The organism is Salmonella sp. A7, assembly GCF_020181675.1.
GTDB lineage: Bacteria > Pseudomonadota > Gammaproteobacteria > Enterobacterales > Enterobacteriaceae > Salmonella > Salmonella enterica.
The window spans coordinates 1,232,877-1,249,512 of the sequence record NZ_CP084001.1; the positions used below are offsets into that span (position 1 = coordinate 1,232,877).

Annotated in this window: 12 protein-coding genes; 8 read left to right on the plus strand and 4 right to left on the minus strand. The window is 54.7% G+C overall.

Annotation, left to right across the window (positions count from 1 at the left end; all coding sequences use genetic code 11):
• The first annotated feature begins 8 nt into the window (after window positions 1–8).
• From LCS67_RS05975 to tadA, 3 genes are read left to right on the plus strand one after another with little or no spacing between them, the layout of a single operon-like run.
• Entirely contained in the window at window positions 9–1,370 is a 1,362-nt protein-coding gene (locus LCS67_RS05975; protein WP_000361667.1) for a PTS transporter subunit EIIC, read from the plus strand.
• Window positions 1,371–1,373: 3 nt separating this feature from the next.
• Window positions 1,374–2,009 (plus strand): phosphatidylglycerophosphatase C, encoded by a 636-nt coding sequence (yfhb, locus tag LCS67_RS05980; protein ID WP_000253558.1) that lies wholly within the window; start codon window positions 1,374–1,376, stop codon window positions 2,007–2,009.
• A 24-nt stretch (window positions 2,010–2,033) separates the two neighbouring features.
• Complete coding sequence (gene tadA, locus LCS67_RS05985; protein ID WP_001134560.1) at window positions 2,034–2,585, plus strand: tRNA adenosine(34) deaminase TadA; 552 nt, start codon at window positions 2,034–2,036, stop codon at window positions 2,583–2,585.
• 50 nt (window positions 2,586–2,635) lie between these two features.
• Here the strand turns inward: tadA and mltF are convergent, their stop codons facing one another.
• Complete coding sequence (gene mltF / locus LCS67_RS05990) at window positions 2,636–4,180, minus strand: membrane-bound lytic murein transglycosylase MltF (RefSeq protein ID WP_000734243.1); 1,545 nt, start codon at window positions 4,178–4,180, stop codon at window positions 2,636–2,638.
• Window positions 4,181–4,414 (minus strand): hypothetical protein, encoded by a 234-nt coding sequence (locus LCS67_RS05995; protein ID WP_001543559.1) that lies wholly within the window; start codon window positions 4,412–4,414, stop codon window positions 4,181–4,183.
• 21 nt (window positions 4,415–4,435) lie between these two features.
• Here LCS67_RS05995 and purL point away from each other — a divergent pair, with 21 nt between their 5' ends.
• The 5 genes from purL to glnB all read left to right on the plus strand — a co-directional run bounded on the left by purL (window position 4,436) and on the right by glnB (window position 12,918).
• A complete protein-coding gene (purL, locus tag LCS67_RS06000) occupies window positions 4,436–8,323 on the plus strand; it encodes a phosphoribosylformylglycinamidine synthase (protein ID WP_000970052.1) in 3,888 nt (1,295 codons plus the stop codon).
• Window positions 8,324–8,972: 649 nt separating this feature from the next.
• The gene (gene qseE / locus LCS67_RS06005; protein WP_001676035.1) at window positions 8,973–10,403 is read left to right on the plus strand and encodes a two component system sensor histidine kinase QseE/GlrK; all 1,431 of its coding nucleotides are present in this window, start codon (window positions 8,973–8,975) and stop codon (window positions 10,401–10,403) included.
• A 1-nt stretch (window position 10,404) separates the two neighbouring features.
• On the plus strand, window positions 10,405–11,169 hold the full coding sequence (gene qseG / locus LCS67_RS06010) for a two-component system QseEF-associated lipoprotein QseG (protein ID WP_001054246.1): 765 nt from the start codon (window positions 10,405–10,407) through the stop codon (window positions 11,167–11,169).
• Window positions 11,169–12,503, plus strand: coding sequence for a two-component system response regulator GlrR (glrR, locus tag LCS67_RS06015; protein WP_024131152.1), 1,335 nt, complete (start codon window positions 11,169–11,171; stop codon window positions 12,501–12,503). The genes qseG and glrR overlap by 1 nt, the downstream gene beginning before the upstream one ends.
• Before the next feature lie 76 nt (window positions 12,504–12,579).
• Complete coding sequence (gene glnB / locus LCS67_RS06020) at window positions 12,580–12,918, plus strand: nitrogen regulatory protein P-II (RefSeq protein ID WP_000717694.1); 339 nt, start codon at window positions 12,580–12,582, stop codon at window positions 12,916–12,918.
• Between the two features lie 48 nt (window positions 12,919–12,966).
• On the opposite strand, the gene dtpD is transcribed toward glnB, so the two are convergent.
• Window positions 12,967–14,427: a dipeptide permease DtpD gene (gene dtpD, locus LCS67_RS06025; protein ID WP_100521907.1), complete on the minus strand. Its 1,461-nt coding sequence runs from the start codon at window positions 14,425–14,427 to the stop codon at window positions 12,967–12,969.
• A gap of 55 nt (window positions 14,428–14,482) precedes the next feature.
• The gene (gene cadA / locus LCS67_RS06030) at window positions 14,483–16,627 is read right to left on the minus strand and encodes a lysine decarboxylase CadA (protein ID WP_001100652.1); all 2,145 of its coding nucleotides are present in this window, start codon (window positions 16,625–16,627) and stop codon (window positions 14,483–14,485) included.
• Window positions 16,628–16,636 lie beyond the last annotated feature (9 nt).

The following is a 16,636-nucleotide window of genomic DNA, read 5'->3' on the forward strand; positions in this document are numbered from 1 at the left end:
AGGTGTGTATGGATAAGACGGCAGCGCTCGCCAGCGACATTTTACGTGGTATCGGCGGAGAGCAAAATATTCTGCGCCTGGAAAACTGTATGACGCGAGTCAGGGTGGAGGTACAGGACGACAGCCAACTGGATATTCCGCGCTTAAAAGCGTTGCCTGGCGTCAGTGGATACGTAAAGCAAGGGGAGCAACATCAGCTGATCGTTGGGCCGGGGAAGGCTGCGCAGGTGGTTGATGCGATGCGCGTGCAGATTGCCGCAGGTGGTGTAAAGCCGGACGACGCTATGGCGCGTACCAAATCCGAGGTGAAAGCGAAGTATAAAGCGCCGATGAGCGATGCGTTGCGTAAGCTGGCGAATGTTTTTATTCCGCTTATCCCCGCCTTTATCGCATCCGGCTTGATTACCGGCATTATCAACATTCTTAAACGTCCGGATATCGTCGGCGACGTTGCCGTCCACTATCCTAACCTGCTGGGCCTGATGGGGATATTTGGCAGCGCGGTATTCGCTATCATGAACATTCTGGTTGGCGTCAATACCGCGAAAGTCTTTGGCGGATCGCAGGCGTTAGGCGGCGTGATGGCGGGGATCCTTTCCAGCCCGCAACTGGCGCAGATTACGCTCTTTGGCGAGGCGCTTCAGCCGGGACGGGGCGGCGTCATCGCCGTCCTGCTGGTGGTGGCGTTAATGTGCTGGATTGAGCGCCAGTTCCGTAAGCTGCTGCCGGGGTCGCTAGAGTTAATTCTTAACCCTTTATTGACGACTGTTATCACCGGCGCGGTAGCGATTGTCGCTCTGCAACCGCTTGGCGGCTGGATTTCAGACGCTATCGCTCACGGCGCGTCCTGGGCTATCGATCGCGGCGGTTTTCTGGTGGGCGCGGTGTTAGCCGGAACCTTCCTGCCGTTGGTACTGACCGGGCTACATCAGGGACTGGTGCCTATTCATGTGGAGCTGGTACAAGCGCACGGCTATAACGCGTTGTTTCCCATCCTGGCGATGGCGGGCGTTGGTCAGATAGGCGCGGCCATTGCCGTACTGATGAAAACCCGCAATGCGCGACTCAAAAAGGTGATTAAAGGCGCGCTTCCGGTCGGACTGCTGGGAATTGGCGAGCCGCTGATTTTTGGCGTCACGCTGCCATTGGGTAAGCCATTTATTGGCGCTTGTCTTGGCGGCGCGGTAGGCGGGGCGTTGATCAGCTACTGGAAAGTGGCGACGGTAATTACCTTTGGTATTTCCGGTTTGCCGCTGGCATTAACAATTGTTGCCGGAAAAGTCCTGTTCTATCTGTTAGGCTATTTAATAGCGGTAATTGCCGGGTTTATTTTTACCTGGCTGCTGGGGTTCAATGATCCAGAGGAGTAAGGTTTGGTCAGCCACGAGCGTCGTGTCGTCTTTTTTGATTTGGATGGAACGTTACATCAACAGGATATGTTCGGCAGTTTTCTGCGTTATTTGCTGCGCCGTCAGCCGCTAAATGCGCTGCTCGTACTGCCGTTGTTACCCATTATCGGTATCGGTTTACTGGTAAAAGGGCGTGCGGCCCGCTGGCCGATGAGTCTGTTGTTGTGGGGCTGTACTTTTGGCCATAGCGAAACGCGTTTGCAGGCGCATCAGGCGGATTTTGTCCGTTGGTTTCGCGCTAACGTCACGGCATTTCCGGTTGTACAGGAGCGTCTGACCACCTATCTATTGAGCTCTGACGCGGATATCTGGCTTATTACCGGTTCTCCGCAATCATTGGTAGAGCAAGTCTATTTTGATACGCCGTGGTTGCCGCGCGTTAACCTCATCGCCAGCCAGATGGCGCGACGGTATGGCGGCTGGGTATTAACCGTGCGCTGTCTGGGCCATGAAAAAGTCGCGCAACTGGAACGTAAAATCGGTACGCCGCTGCGTCTTTATAGCGGCTACAGCGACAGCAAACAGGATAACCCGCTGCTTTATTTTTGCCAGCATCGCTGGCGGGTGACGCCGCACGGCGAGTTGCAGCAGCTCGAATAGTGAAACGCATAGCGTCTGTGTATAATGCCGCCCGCTTTCATTACCGGAGTTATCTCTTTGTCTGATGTCGAATTAGATCACGAATACTGGATGCGCCACGCGCTGACGCTGGCGAAACGCGCCTGGGACGAACGCGAGGTTCCGGTTGGCGCGGTATTGGTGCATAACCATCGCGTCATTGGCGAAGGCTGGAATCGACCCATTGGCCGCCACGATCCTACTGCGCATGCTGAAATAATGGCGCTGCGTCAGGGCGGTCTGGTATTGCAGAATTATCGGTTACTGGATACCACGCTGTATGTCACGCTGGAACCCTGTGTGATGTGCGCAGGCGCTATGGTGCATAGCCGCATTGGACGCGTTGTCTTTGGCGCGCGCGATGCAAAAACCGGCGCGGCCGGATCGCTAATTGATGTGCTGCACCATCCGGGAATGAATCACCGGGTCGACATTATTGAAGGGGTGCTGCGCGATGAATGTGCGACGCTGCTCAGTGATTTTTTCCGTATGCGTCGTCAGGAAATTAAAGCCCTGAAGAAAGCCGACCGTGCGCAAGGCGCGGGGCCGACAGTATAGCGCAATGCCGGATAAGAGGTTACGCGTCGCCATCCGATAAGACCATCACGCTATTTTTCTTCTTTCTTCTGCGGCGTAAACAGTAAAGACGGCGAATGCGTCAGGTAGCCTGATGACTGCGATAAAAACGACAGGAGGGGGAAGGGCGCTTTATTCAGCTCCTCCGGCGACACCGCCGGGTAATCCTGCGCCAGTTTCATGGCTTCCGCTTCCTGCTTTTCTTTTTCCTGCAAATACCCCACTAAACTTATCTGGTATTTACGGATATTTTCCACATAAGCATAAGCCTCATGTCCACGCGCGTAACCGTAGGTTAGCTTACTGTAATACGGTTTTTGGCTTAACAGCGGCAAACGCTGCTTCACATCGGTCCAGCTATCCGGATTGCCTTTGGTTTTTACCGTCAGCGATCTGGCGTCGAGCATGTGCGCATAACCCATATTGTAGGCGGCTAAAGCAAACCAGATACGCTCGTCTTCCGGAACGGTTTCGGGAACTTTAGCCATCATATCTTCAAGATAGCGAGCGCCGCCGCTGATGCTTTGCTCCGCATCGGTACGGTCGGTCAGCCCCAGACTTTGGGCGGTATTTTTAGTCAGCATCATCAGGCCGCGCACGCCGGTTGGCGAGGTCGCCAGCGGGTCCCAGTGTGATTCCTGATAAGAAATCGCCGCCAGCAGGCGCCAGTCTATCTCTTTGGCATATTTTTTAAATAACGGTTCCAGCTCCGGCAGGACGTTATCCACCGCTCGCAGGAAAGAGCGGGTATCAACGTAGTCGAAATCATCGCCATGCCCCAGATATTTCTCTTCGATCCGCGCCAGAGAACCGTCTTCATTGATCGAATTGAAAAAATCGAGCAGCGCGGCGGAGAGCGTATTATCGTCGTCCAGTCGGCTAAACCAGGTCACGGGCTGTTCATCCGTGACATCCAGCGCCACGGCCAGTTCGGGATGAACGCGCTGAAACAGACTGATCGCCACTGAATCGGCAATGGTGTAATCCAGTTTGCCGCTGATGACCTCTTCCAGCAGCGTCGTCGAGCCTTTTTTATCATCCACCTTCCAGCTCAGGTCGGGAAACTTTGTCTCTTTTAAACGCTGTAAATCATTGACCACGACGTGCCCTGGCGCAATGGTAAGCTGATTCTCGTTAACGGTCGCCAGCGAGCGTGGGCGATATTGTCCGACCCGGTAGACGAGCTGTTGCGAAACCGAGTAATACATGGGGCCGGGCTGATAGTTTTTAACGCGCGCGCTGTCGTAGACCAGCCCAGCCGCGAGCAGGTCGGCATTGTCGTTATCCAGATCGTCAAACAACTGGCTGATATTCTGGCGCACCGTCACTTTCAGCTTCACGCCGAGATAGTTGGCGAACTGCTGCGCCAGTTCATAGTCCAGACCATATTTTTTACCGTTGATAACGGAATAGGTTAATGGCGAGTCGATCGTACTGACGCGCAGTACCCCCCGGGCTTGAATCGCGGCGATATGGTTTTCGGTTTTACCGAACCAGGGGATTGAGGGCCAAAGGGCTGCTGCCAGCAGCAGCGTCAATATGCCGATGAACAGATAATTAATCTTTAATTTTTTCAATTAGTTAATTCTCTGGATCGTGCGTTGCCTCGGGCTGAAAAAGATGTTTTGCTGCAATAGATAAGTCATTAATGAGCGGCATTTTGCGTAACAATGCGCCAGTTGGCAACTTATTCGCAACGATAGCCGCACCGTATGACAAGAAAAAGCGGTGATTTTATTTATACGCAAACGGTTTCGTCGGCGCGTCAGATTCTTTATAATGACGGCCGTTTCCCCCCTTGCGCACACCAAAGCTTAGAAGACGAGAGACTTATGATGGAAATTCTGCGTGGTTCGCCTGCACTGTCTGCATTCCGTATCAATAAACTGCTGGCGCGCTTTCAGGCTGCCAACCTCCAGGTCCACAATATATACGCTGAGTATGTCCATTTTGCTGACCTGAACGCCCCGTTAAATGATAGCGAGCAGGCGCAGCTTACCCGTCTGCTGCAATACGGCCCGGCGCTTAGCAGCCATACGCCGGCGGGTAAACTCCTGTTGGTCACACCGCGTCCTGGTACCATCTCCCCCTGGTCTTCAAAAGCAACGGATATCGCCCACAACTGCGGCCTGCAACAGGTTGATCGGCTGGAGCGCGGCGTAGCGTACTATATCGAGGCTTCGACGTTGACGGCGGAACAGTGGCGACAAGTGGCCGCAGAGCTGCACGACCGTATGATGGAGACGGTGTTCTCTTCTTTAACCGATGCGGAAAAACTGTTTATCCACCATCAGCCTGCGCCGGTTTCCAGTGTCGATCTGCTGGGAGAAGGCCGTCAGGCGTTAATTGACGCCAACCTGCGTCTCGGTCTGGCGCTGGCGGAAGATGAAATCGACTATTTGCAGGAGGCGTTTACCAAACTGGGGCGCAACCCGAACGATATCGAATTGTACATGTTCGCCCAGGCGAACTCCGAGCACTGCCGCCACAAGATTTTTAACGCCGACTGGATTATCGACGGTAAACCGCAGCCGAAGTCGCTGTTTAAAATGATTAAAAACACCTTCGAAACCACGCCGGACTATGTGCTCTCTGCCTATAAAGACAATGCCGCGGTGATGGAAGGATCTGCGGTGGGGCGCTACTTCGCCGACCACAATACCGGCCGTTACGATTTTCATCAGGAGCCCGCGCACATTTTGATGAAGGTCGAAACGCATAACCACCCAACCGCCATCTCTCCGTGGCCGGGGGCGGCGACCGGTTCCGGCGGCGAAATTCGTGATGAAGGCGCCACCGGGCGTGGCGCGAAACCAAAAGCCGGGCTGGTGGGCTTCTCCGTTTCCAACCTGCGTATTCCGGGCTTTGAACAGCCGTGGGAAGAGGATTTTGGCAAGCCGGAACGTATTGTCACCGCGCTGGATATCATGACCGAAGGTCCGCTGGGCGGCGCGGCGTTTAACAACGAATTTGGTCGCCCGGCGCTGACCGGTTACTTCCGTACTTATGAAGAGAAAGTGAACAGCCACAACGGCGAAGAGCTGCGCGGCTACCATAAGCCGATCATGCTGGCGGGCGGGATCGGTAATATCCGCGCCGATCACGTGCAGAAAGGCGAGATCGTCGTCGGCGCGAAGCTGATCGTCCTTGGCGGCCCGGCGATGAATATAGGCCTCGGCGGCGGCGCGGCATCGTCAATGGCTTCCGGCCAATCTGACGCTGACCTCGACTTTGCTTCCGTACAGCGCGACAACCCGGAAATGGAACGCCGCTGCCAGGAGGTGATCGACCGCTGCTGGCAGTTGGGCGACGCCAACCCAATCCTGTTTATCCATGATGTGGGCGCGGGCGGTCTCTCCAATGCGATGCCGGAGCTGGTGAGCGACGGCGGGCGCGGCGGGAAGTTCGAACTGCGCGACATTCTTAGCGACGAGCCGGGCATGAGCCCGCTGGAAATCTGGTGTAACGAATCCCAGGAGCGCTATGTGCTGGCGGTCGCGGCTGACCAGTTGCCGCTGTTCGACGAACTGTGTAAGCGCGAACGCGCGCCGTATGCGGTCATTGGCGACGCTACCGAAGAACAGCATCTCTCGTTGCATGATAACCATTTCGACAATCAGCCGATCGACCTACCGCTGGATGTCCTGCTGGGCAAAACGCCGAAAATGACCCGCGATGTGCAAACATTGAAGGCGAAAGGCGATGCGCTGAACCGCGCGGATATCACGATTACCGACGCGGTAAAGCGTGTTCTGCATCTGCCGACCGTGGCGGAAAAAACCTTCCTTGTCACTATTGGCGACCGTACCGTCACCGGTATGGTGGCGCGTGACCAGATGGTTGGCCCGTGGCAGGTCCCGGTGGCTGACTGCGCGGTCACTACCGCCAGCCTCGACAGCTACTACGGCGAAGCGATGTCGATTGGCGAGCGCGCGCCGGTGGCGCTGCTGGACTTTGCCGCCTCCGCCCGTCTGGCCGTCGGTGAAGCGTTGACTAACATTGCCGCGACGCAGATTGGCGATATCAAGCGCATCAAACTTTCCGCTAACTGGATGGCGGCAGCCGGTCATCCTGGCGAAGATGCCGGTTTGTATGACGCGGTTAAAGCGGTGGGAGAGGAACTCTGTCCGCAGCTTGGCCTGACGATCCCGGTGGGCAAAGATTCGATGTCGATGAAAACCCGCTGGCAGGAAGGCAACGAACAGCGCGAAATGACCTCGCCGCTGTCGCTGGTGATTTCCGCGTTTGCCCGCGTGGAAGACGTGCGTCACACCCTTACGCCGCAGCTGTCAACGGAAGATAACGCCTTGCTGCTGATCGATCTTGGCAAGGGCCACAACGCGCTGGGCGCAACGGCGCTGGCGCAGGTCTATCGTCAGCTTGGCGACAAACCCGCGGACGTGCGTGACGTCGCGCAACTGAAAGGCTTCTATGACGCCATGCAGGCGCTGGTCGCTGCGCGTAAATTACTGGCCTGGCACGACCGTTCCGACGGCGGTCTGCTGGTGACGCTGGCCGAGATGGCCTTTGCCGGCCACTGCGGCGTGCAGGTCGATATCGCTGCGCTGGGCGATGACCATCTGGCCGCACTGTTCAACGAGGAGCTGGGCGGCGTGATTCAGGTACGCGCTGAAGACAGAGACGCGGTAGAAGCGCTGTTGGCGCAGTACGGCCTTGCTGACTGCGTCCACTACCTTGGTCAGGCTCTGGCTGGCGATCGCTTTGTGATTACCGCTAATGACCAGACGGTATTCAGCGAAAGCCGCACTACGCTGCGTGTCTGGTGGGCGGAAACCACCTGGCAGATGCAGCGTCTGCGCGACAATCCGCAATGTGCAGACCAGGAACACGAGGAGAAAGCGAATGATGCCGATCCGGGCCTCAACGTGAAGCTGTCGTTTGATATTAATGAAGATATCGCCGCGCCGTACATTGCGACAGGCGCACGACCGAAAGTCGCTGTACTGCGCGAGCAGGGGGTGAACTCTCACGTGGAGATGGCGGCGGCGTTCCATCGTGCGGGCTTTGACGCGATTGACGTCCATATGAGCGACCTGCTGGGCGGTCGTATCGGTCTGGGTAACTTCCACGCGCTGGTGGCTTGCGGCGGCTTTTCCTACGGCGACGTGCTGGGGGCGGGTGAAGGCTGGGCGAAATCCATTCTGTTTAACCATCGGGTGCGCGACGAATTCGAAACCTTCTTCCATCGTCCGCAGACGCTGGCGCTGGGCGTGTGCAACGGTTGCCAGATGATGTCGAATCTGCGCGAGCTGATCCCGGGCAGCGAACTGTGGCCGCGTTTTGTACGTAACCATTCTGACCGCTTCGAAGCCCGCTTCAGCCTGGTGGAAGTGACGCAAAGCCCATCGCTGCTGCTGCAAGGAATGGTAGGCTCACAGATGCCGATTGCGGTTTCCCATGGGGAAGGGCGCGTTGAGGTGCGTGACGATGCGCATCTTGCCGCGCTTGAGAGCAAAGGCCTGGTCGCTCTGCGCTACGTTGATAACTTTGGTAAGGTGACCGAAACCTATCCGGCTAACCCGAACGGTTCGCCGAACGGCATCACGGCGGTGACTACCGAAAACGGTCGGGTGACGATTATGATGCCGCATCCGGAACGCGTATTCCGCACCGTCGCCAACTCCTGGCACCCGGAAAGCTGGGGCGAGGATAGCCCGTGGATGCGTATCTTCCGTAATGCGCGTAAGCAGCTTGGTTAATTAGCCCGATAGCCACTAAGCCCCTCTTCACGAGGGGCTTTTTTGTAGACGGCGCTTATCAGGCCCACGGGGAAGCGCGGTTGTAGCTATCGTCTTGAACGTCAAGCGGTAGGCCGGATAAGGCGTTTACGCCGCCATCCGGCAATAAACTAGCGCTTATGCCGCAAGATTAAAGTGTCGGGAAATCCCGACATGAGTGGGGGATAGGTTGTCGCCAAAAAGAGACGTTTAACTATTTGATTTTAAATTGTTTTATTTTTAGGTGTTGCAGGTGTTGCTGATTGGCGACAGAAAGGGCAAAAAACAGGCAGAGCCATTTTGAGCATGAATAACGATATTTTTCATATCTATCATTGTGTTAACAAAGTATTTTGAATGTTGGCACAATTACTGCATAATGGTAACCAGTGGCTCATTCACCTTCTTATGTCAGCCCCTTAGGGACGCGCTACATAAACTTCGAATGACGCACAACAAGGTGCCTGCCGTCCAACTTCTGATAATAGCGTAGCTTTATCAACCTCCGGGCGAAACGTCGAGTTAGGCACCGCCTTATTCCATAACAAAGCCGGGTTTAGCCCGGCTTTGTTGTATCTGGCGCTCCCCTCGGTTAGCATCTTTTTTATTCTTCTTTTATGTGAGCGACACGTTGAAGCGCTGGTCTGTTTTCCCCCGTTCTTTACGACAATTGGTCATGCTGGCCTTTTTGCTAATCCTGCTGCCGTTGCTGGTTCTGGCCTGGCAGGCGTGGCAAAGCCTTAACGCGTTAAGCGATCAGGCTGCGGTGACTAACCGCAGCACGCTTATTGACGCCCGGCGCAGCGAGGCGATGACCAACGTCGCGCTGGAGATGGAGCGAAGCTACCGACAGTATTGTGTGCTTGACGATCCGACGCTGGCAAAAGTGTATCAAAGCCAGCGTAAGCGCTATAGCGATATGCTGGACGCCCATGCCGGCGTCTTGCCGGATGATAAGTTGTATCAGGCGTTACGCCAGGATTTAAACGCGCTGGCGCAATTGCAGTGTAAAGATAGCGGCCCGGAAGCGGCAGCGGCCGCGCGTCTGGAGGCCTTTGCCAACGCGAATACGGAAATGGTGCAGGCGACGCGTACTGTGGTTTACTCGCGCGGGCAGCAGTTACAACAAGAAATCGCCGAGCGCGGACAATTTTTCGGCTGGCAGGCGCTGGTGCTATTTCTGGTGAGCCTGGCGATGGTGCTACTTTTTACCCGCATGATTATCGGGCCGGTGAAAGGAATTGAACGGATGATTAATCGCCTGGGCGAAGGCCGTTCTTTGGGGAATACCGTCACCTTTACCGGTCCGCGTGAATTACGATCGGTGGGGCAGCGCATTATCTGGCTGAGTGAGCGTCTGGCGTGGCTGGAATCCCAGCGCCATCAGTTTCTACGTCACCTGTCCCATGAGCTGAAAACCCCGCTGGCCAGTATGCGCGAGGGGACAGAGCTGCTGGCCGATCAGGTGGTTGGGCCGCTGACGCCGGAGCAAAAAGAGGTGGTCGATATTCTGGATGACAGCAGTCGTAATTTACAAAAATTGATTGAGCAATTGCTTGATTACAACCGGAAACTGGTAGACAGTGCCACAGAGCTGGAAGCGGTCGATATCGCGCCGCTTGTGGATATGGTGGTTTCCGCCCACAGTTTGCCTGCCCGCGCTAAAATGATGCATACCGATGTCGACCTGGAGGCCGAACGCTGCATAGCAGAGCCCATGTTGCTGATGAGTGTGCTGGATAATCTCTATTCCAACGCGGTGCACTATGGCGCTGAATCCGGTAACATTTGTATCCGTAGTCGCTCTCAGGGCTCCACGGTTTATATCGATGTGGTTAATAGCGGCGAGCCGATTCCGCAAACCGAAAGAGAAATGATTTTTGAGCCTTTTTTCCAGGGAAGCCACCAGCGAAAAGGGGCGGTAAAAGGCAGTGGGTTAGGGCTGAGTATCGCCAGAGATTGTATTCGCCGAATGCAGGGAGAGATCCAACTGGTGGATGACAAAGCGCAGGAAGTCTGTTTTCGCATCTCGCTGCCATTGCCTGCATCTGACAAACACTAATATGAATTTAAGCCTGGTGCGTATGTCACACGTTTTAGTCCAAACTATTAAACGATGCCTTTTGCGGTGGGGAATACCGGTGGGCATATCGTGTCTGGCGCTGACCGCATGTGTTCCCCATGCTTCACAGCAACTGCCCGATAGCGCAGCGCAGGACACGCTCCCCCATTATCAACTGGCGGATTATCTCCCGACGGCGTGCGCGGATATCTGGTCGCTACGCGGGCAGGCGGTAGAGACGAATCCGCTGTACTGGCTACGCACGATTGACTGCGCCGATCGTCTGATGCCGGTTCAGTCGCGCGCAGAGGCGCGCGCGTTGACGGATGATAACTGGCAGAATGCCTTCAGGCGCGGGATCTTACTGGCGGATGCAAAAATTACGCCGCCGGAGCGGCGCGCCATAGTGACCCGTCTGGAGGCGTTAAGCGCGCAAATACCGGCTCAGGTACGGCCCGTCTACCAAATCTGGCATGACGGTCAGGCGCTGCAATTAGCGCTTTCTGCCGAACGTCAGCGTTATAGTAAACTCCAGCAAACGTCAGATAGTGAGCTGGATGCGCTGCGCCAGCAGCAACAGGCCTTGCAAACGCAGCTCGATCTTACCACCCGTAAGCTGGAGAGTTTAACCGATATTGAGCGCCAGCTTTCGACACGAAAACCGGCAGGGAATTACAACGCCGATACGCCGCATACGAATGACAAACCCGCGACGTCTGAAGATGGCGCGGCGCCGTCGCCGTCACAAGATGAGGTAACGCCATGATAAGCCGTAAACCGGCGCACCTGTTGCTGGTCGATGACGATCCCGGATTACTGAAATTGCTCGGTATGCGCCTGACCAGTGAAGGATACAGTGTCGTGACCGCAGAGAGCGGTCAGGAAGGACTGCGGGTACTGCATCGGGAAAAAGTGGATCTGGTAATAAGCGACCTGCGCATGGATGAAATGGATGGTATGCAACTGTTCACAGAAATTCAGAAAGTACAGCCGGGAATGCCGGTTATCATTCTGACGGCGCATGGTTCCATTCCGGATGCGGTGGCCGCTACCCAGAAGGGCGTATTCAGCTTTTTGACAAAGCCGATCGACAGAGACGCGTTATATAAAGCGATAGATGAAGCGCTGGAGCAGTCCGCTCCCGCGACGGACGATAGCTGGCGCAACGCTATCGTTACCCGTAGCCCGCTGATGCTGCGACTGCTTGAACAGGCGCGCATGGTCGCGCAGTCGGATGTCAGCGTATTGATTAACGGACAAAGCGGTACCGGAAAAGAGATTTTCGCACAGGCGATTCATAATGCCAGCCCGCGCAATAACAAGCCGTTTGTCGCCATCAACTGCGGCGCGTTGCCGGAACAGTTGCTGGAGTCCGAATTATTCGGCCATGCGCGCGGCGCCTTTACCGGCGCAGTGAGCAATCGTGAAGGGTTGTTCCAGGCGGCGGAAGGCGGCACGCTGTTTCTGGATGAAATTGGCGATATGCCCGCGCCGTTACAGGTGAAGCTGCTGCGGGTGTTACAGGAGCGCAAAGTCAGGCCGCTGGGCAGCAATCGCGATATTGATATAGACGTGCGAATTATTTCCGCGACGCACCGCGATCTGCCGAAGGCGATGGCGCGGGGCGAATTTCGTGAAGATTTGTACTACCGGCTGAATGTCGTGAGTCTGAAAATTCCGGCGCTGGCGGAGCGTACCGAAGATATTCCGCTGCTGGCTAATCATCTGCTCAGACAGTCGGCACAGCGGCATAAACCGTTTGTTCGCGCCTTTTCTACTGATGCAATGAAACGGCTGATGACGGCAAGCTGGCCGGGCAACGTGCGCCAACTGGTCAACGTCATTGAACAATGCGTGGCGTTAACCTCTTCGCCGGTGATCAGCGATGCGTTGGTCGAACAGGCGCTGGAAGGCGAAAACACCGCGCTGCCAACTTTTGCCGAAGCGCGAAACCAATTTGAACTGAACTATCTGCGCAAGTTACTGCAAATTACCAAAGGTAACGTGACGCACGCGGCAAGGATGGCGGGGCGCAACCGCACGGAATTCTATAAGCTACTCTCCCGTCACGAACTGGATGCGAATGATTTCAAAGAGTAGTTTTCATGCCGTAAAGTAGCGCGAAATATGTTACGTTTAACCGATCAAAACACAGGCGACCTTTTCAAGGAATAGCATGAAAAAGATTGATGCGATTATTAAACCCTTCAAGCTGGACGATGTCCGTGAAGCGCTGGCCGAGGTAGGTATTACCGGGATGACGGTAACTGAAGTCAAAGGCTTTGGCCGTCAAAAAGGCCACACCGAGCTGTATCGCGGCGCGGAATATATGGTGGATTTTCTGCCAAAGGTAAAAATTGAAATCGTTGTGCCTGACGACATCGTGGATACCTGTGTTGACACCATCATTCGTACCGCGCAGACGGGGAAAATCGGCGACGGTAAGATTTTTGTCTTTGATGTTGCCCGTGTTATTCGTATCCGTACTGGCGAAGAAGACGACGCGGCTATCTGATGTGCCGATTCGCTGCCCGTCTCCTCCTTGTGGGCAGCGAACCACCGTTTAATCGCCCTGCGGTAGCGCCGATGTAGTCCGGGTGCAAACCCATCTCAGGCCGACAATGGCGACGATCAGCGCCACGCAACTTAGCGTCCACTCGCCCATTTGCGAGAAAAAGTGTCCGTAGGCGGCTACCGCCGTATCACTAATTTGCGATTCCGTGGTTTGTTGCGCGACGACGCCAGCCAGCCAGTTAGCGACCGCGCCGGTCGCCAGCATATAAATACCGGTCAGTACGCCCGTGACGCCAGGCAGGTTGAGGCGGGTAATTTGCGCCATCGCGACCGGATCAATAAACAGCTCCGCAAAGCCCATCAGCGCCAGCCCTGCGATCATCATTCCCATTGATGCCTGCCCGTCTAACCGGGCCTGATGCGCGTTTAGCGCCAACAGCATAAAACCGCCGCCCATTAATACCAGCCCCACGGCAAATTTAAGCCAGACGCGCAGCACCGAGCGGGCGCTCTCTTTCGGGCTGCTCAGCCACGCCAGCACCACGCCCGCCGCCATCACCGCAATCGCATTGACCGACTGGAACAATGCGGTGGGGACGGTCATGTTTAGCCAGTGGCGGTTGACAAAACGGTCGATGAATAAACTGATCGAACTTCCGCCCTGCTGCGCCAGAACCCAGAAGAGAGTGCCGGTGATCATTAACAGAACGATTTGCCACAAGGCGCGACGGTGTTCGGGAAATTTAACCATAATACGGGCGATGAGTTGCGCCGCGAAGACGCAGACAATGGCCAGCACATAGCCAGACCAGTTATTTTCCAGCAGGAGGGTGAAGAATACCGGCGCGATACACAGCATTAATACCAGCCAACCCCAGGTTGGAAGGGCGAATTTAACCGCCCGCAGCGCGGGGCGATTAACACCGCGCGTCTGCTGAAAGTGGCGATGACCGCTTAAAAAGATGAGCAGGCCGATGAACATTCCCACGCCCGCCAGCGCAAAGCCGACATGCCAGCCATACCACTGTGCCGCCAGACCACAGGCGATCGGCGCGGCTATCGATCCAATATTCCCGGCGGCGTAGAGCAGCGAGAATCCCCCGTCGCGGCGGTTGTCATCAGGGGCGTAAAGTTCGCCCAGCAGACAGCTAATATTGGATTTAAACAAGCCGTAGCCGCAGATAATAATGGCCAGCGCCGCATATAAACTCAGCGTTGAATCAGATTCTAAGCCCAATACCACATGACCCAGCGTCATCAATAAGGCGCCGGTGATAACCGCCATGCGGTTGCCAAGCAGGCGGTCGGCAAGCCAGCCGCCAAGAATAGGGGTAACGTAAACTAAAGAGGCGTAGGCGCTGAAGAGGTTGATCGCGTGGCTGTCATTAAAACCAAGCTGGTGGGTAAGATAGAGGATGAGTAAGGCACGCATGCCGTAAAAGCTGAAGTATTCCCAAATTTGAATCGCCACGATGTAAAAAATCGCGCGCGGTTGTGAGGGTGTTTTCATAAAGTCTCCTTGCTGCGTGAAAAAAGGGAAGTGGCAAGCCACTTCCCTTTGGTACTTATTTCGTATTTTCTTTCAGCACCTTAACGGTGTAACGTCCGTCTGCCTGACGATAGGCGCCGTGGATATCGGTTTCGAAGCCCGGATAGTGAGCGCCGATTTCGCACAGCATTTGCAGGAATTCCAGTACCGGACGGCTTTCCTCGGTGATCATTTCACCAGGCATCACCAGCGGCACTCCCGGAGGGTAAGGAAGGATCATGTTGGCGTTGACGCGTCCAACCATCTCTTCAAGATACACCTCTTCCGTTTCGCCATGCAGCTCTTTCTGGAACGCAGTATACGGCGTCATCACCATTTTCGGCAGCACTTCAAACGCACGGTACATTAAGTCCGGCAGATTATGATGTTCGACCAGTTTATGAATATTCTGCGCCAGTTCCTGGATGCGCATATTTTCATAAAACTCAGGCGCTTCGCGGTACAGTGCTGGCAGAATGTTTTTGACGCGCAGGTTCAGGTCAAAGGCGCGTTTAAATTCAGTGAGCGCGCGCAGCAGGCTCAGAGCTTTGGTTTTGTCGATACCAATGCTGAACAGGAACAGCAGGTTGTATGGACCGGTTTTTTCTACGATGATGCCACGTTCATCGAGATATTTGGCGACCAGACTTGCCGGAATACCGAACTCATCCATCGTACCGTCTTTTTTCATCCCCGGCGTCAGGATAGTGACTTTGATCGGGTCGAGGTACATGTGTTCGTTATCGATATTTTTGAAGCCATGCCATGCGCTATCTGAACGCAGCGGCCAGCACTCAGCCCCATCGATATGTTCCGGCTGCCATACGTCAAAGAACCAGCCGTCGGATTCGCTTTTCAGGCGTTTAATTTCTTTACGGAATTTAATCGCACGTTCAATAGAACCGTTAATCAGGCGTTTACCCGCATTACCTTTCATCATCGCCGCTGCGGTTTCAGTAGACGCTACGATACCGTAGTGCGGAGAAGTGGTGGTATGCATCATGTAGGCTTCGTTAAAGGTTTCTTCGTTAATGTCGCCTTTAACATGAATCATGGATGCCTGTGAAAACGCCGCCAGCAGTTTATGCGTGGACTGGGTTTCATAAATGATTTTGCCTTCTACACGGTCGCCGCTCATACCGCATTTACCCTGATAAATAGGGGAGAAATTGGTATAAGGCACCCAGGCGGAGTCAAAATGAATGGACTTCACATCCAGAGTTTTCTTGATGTAGTCAGTGTTATACAACAAACCGTCATAGGTTGAGTTAGTAATAACAGCATGGACCGGCCAGGTTGCGTTAGGCGTCTCTTTTACCCGTTTAGCGATAGTGGCGTGCTGGAACTCGCTTTGCGGAATACCGCCAAGAATACCGTAGGCGTTACGGGTTGGGCGGAAATAAATCGGCGTAATGTCGCTCATCATCATCAGATGGGTCAGCGATTTATGGCAGTTACGGTCAATCAGTACCGTGCTGCCTGCCGGCGCGGAGTACATACCGACGATTTTGTTCGCCGTAGAGGTGCCGTTCGTCACCATGTAGCTACGTTCGGCGTTAAAGACGCGGGCGATATACTCTTCCGCTTCTTTATGCGGGCCGGAGTGGTCCAGCAGCGAACCCAGTTCGGAAACGGAAATCGAAATATCGGATTTCATCGTGTTCGGGCCGAAGAAATCATAAAAGATGCTGCCGACGGGGCTTTTCTGGAAAGCGGTCCCGCCCATGTGGCCAGGCGTACAGAAAGTATATTTCCCTTCGCGCACATATTTGAACAACGCTTTTGTCAGCGGCGGCAGAATATTGTCGATGTATTCATCGGTATTCTGGCGAATTTTCGCCGCGATATCGGCTGCGGCGCCTAAAGCATATTCAAAGAAGCGAACCTGCATTCTCAGATCGTTGAGGCTGACGTCCAGCGTAGAGTAGCTGTTGGCGAAGGCGTACAGCGGCATATACTCGTTCAGCTTGCTAATCTCTTCGCAAAGCTCAAGGTTATATTTATCCCAGTCGAAAATGACGCCGCAAAGGCGGGAGTTATTTTCAATCAGCTTCAGCAGGTCTTCTCGGTCGTTTGGATAGACGATACGGAAATTTAAACCTTCCAGTGCACGATGCAGTTCACGAATAGGCTCTTCTTTAAAGTAGACGCCCATGTGGTTCATGATAGCAATAACGTTCATAGTCTTGTT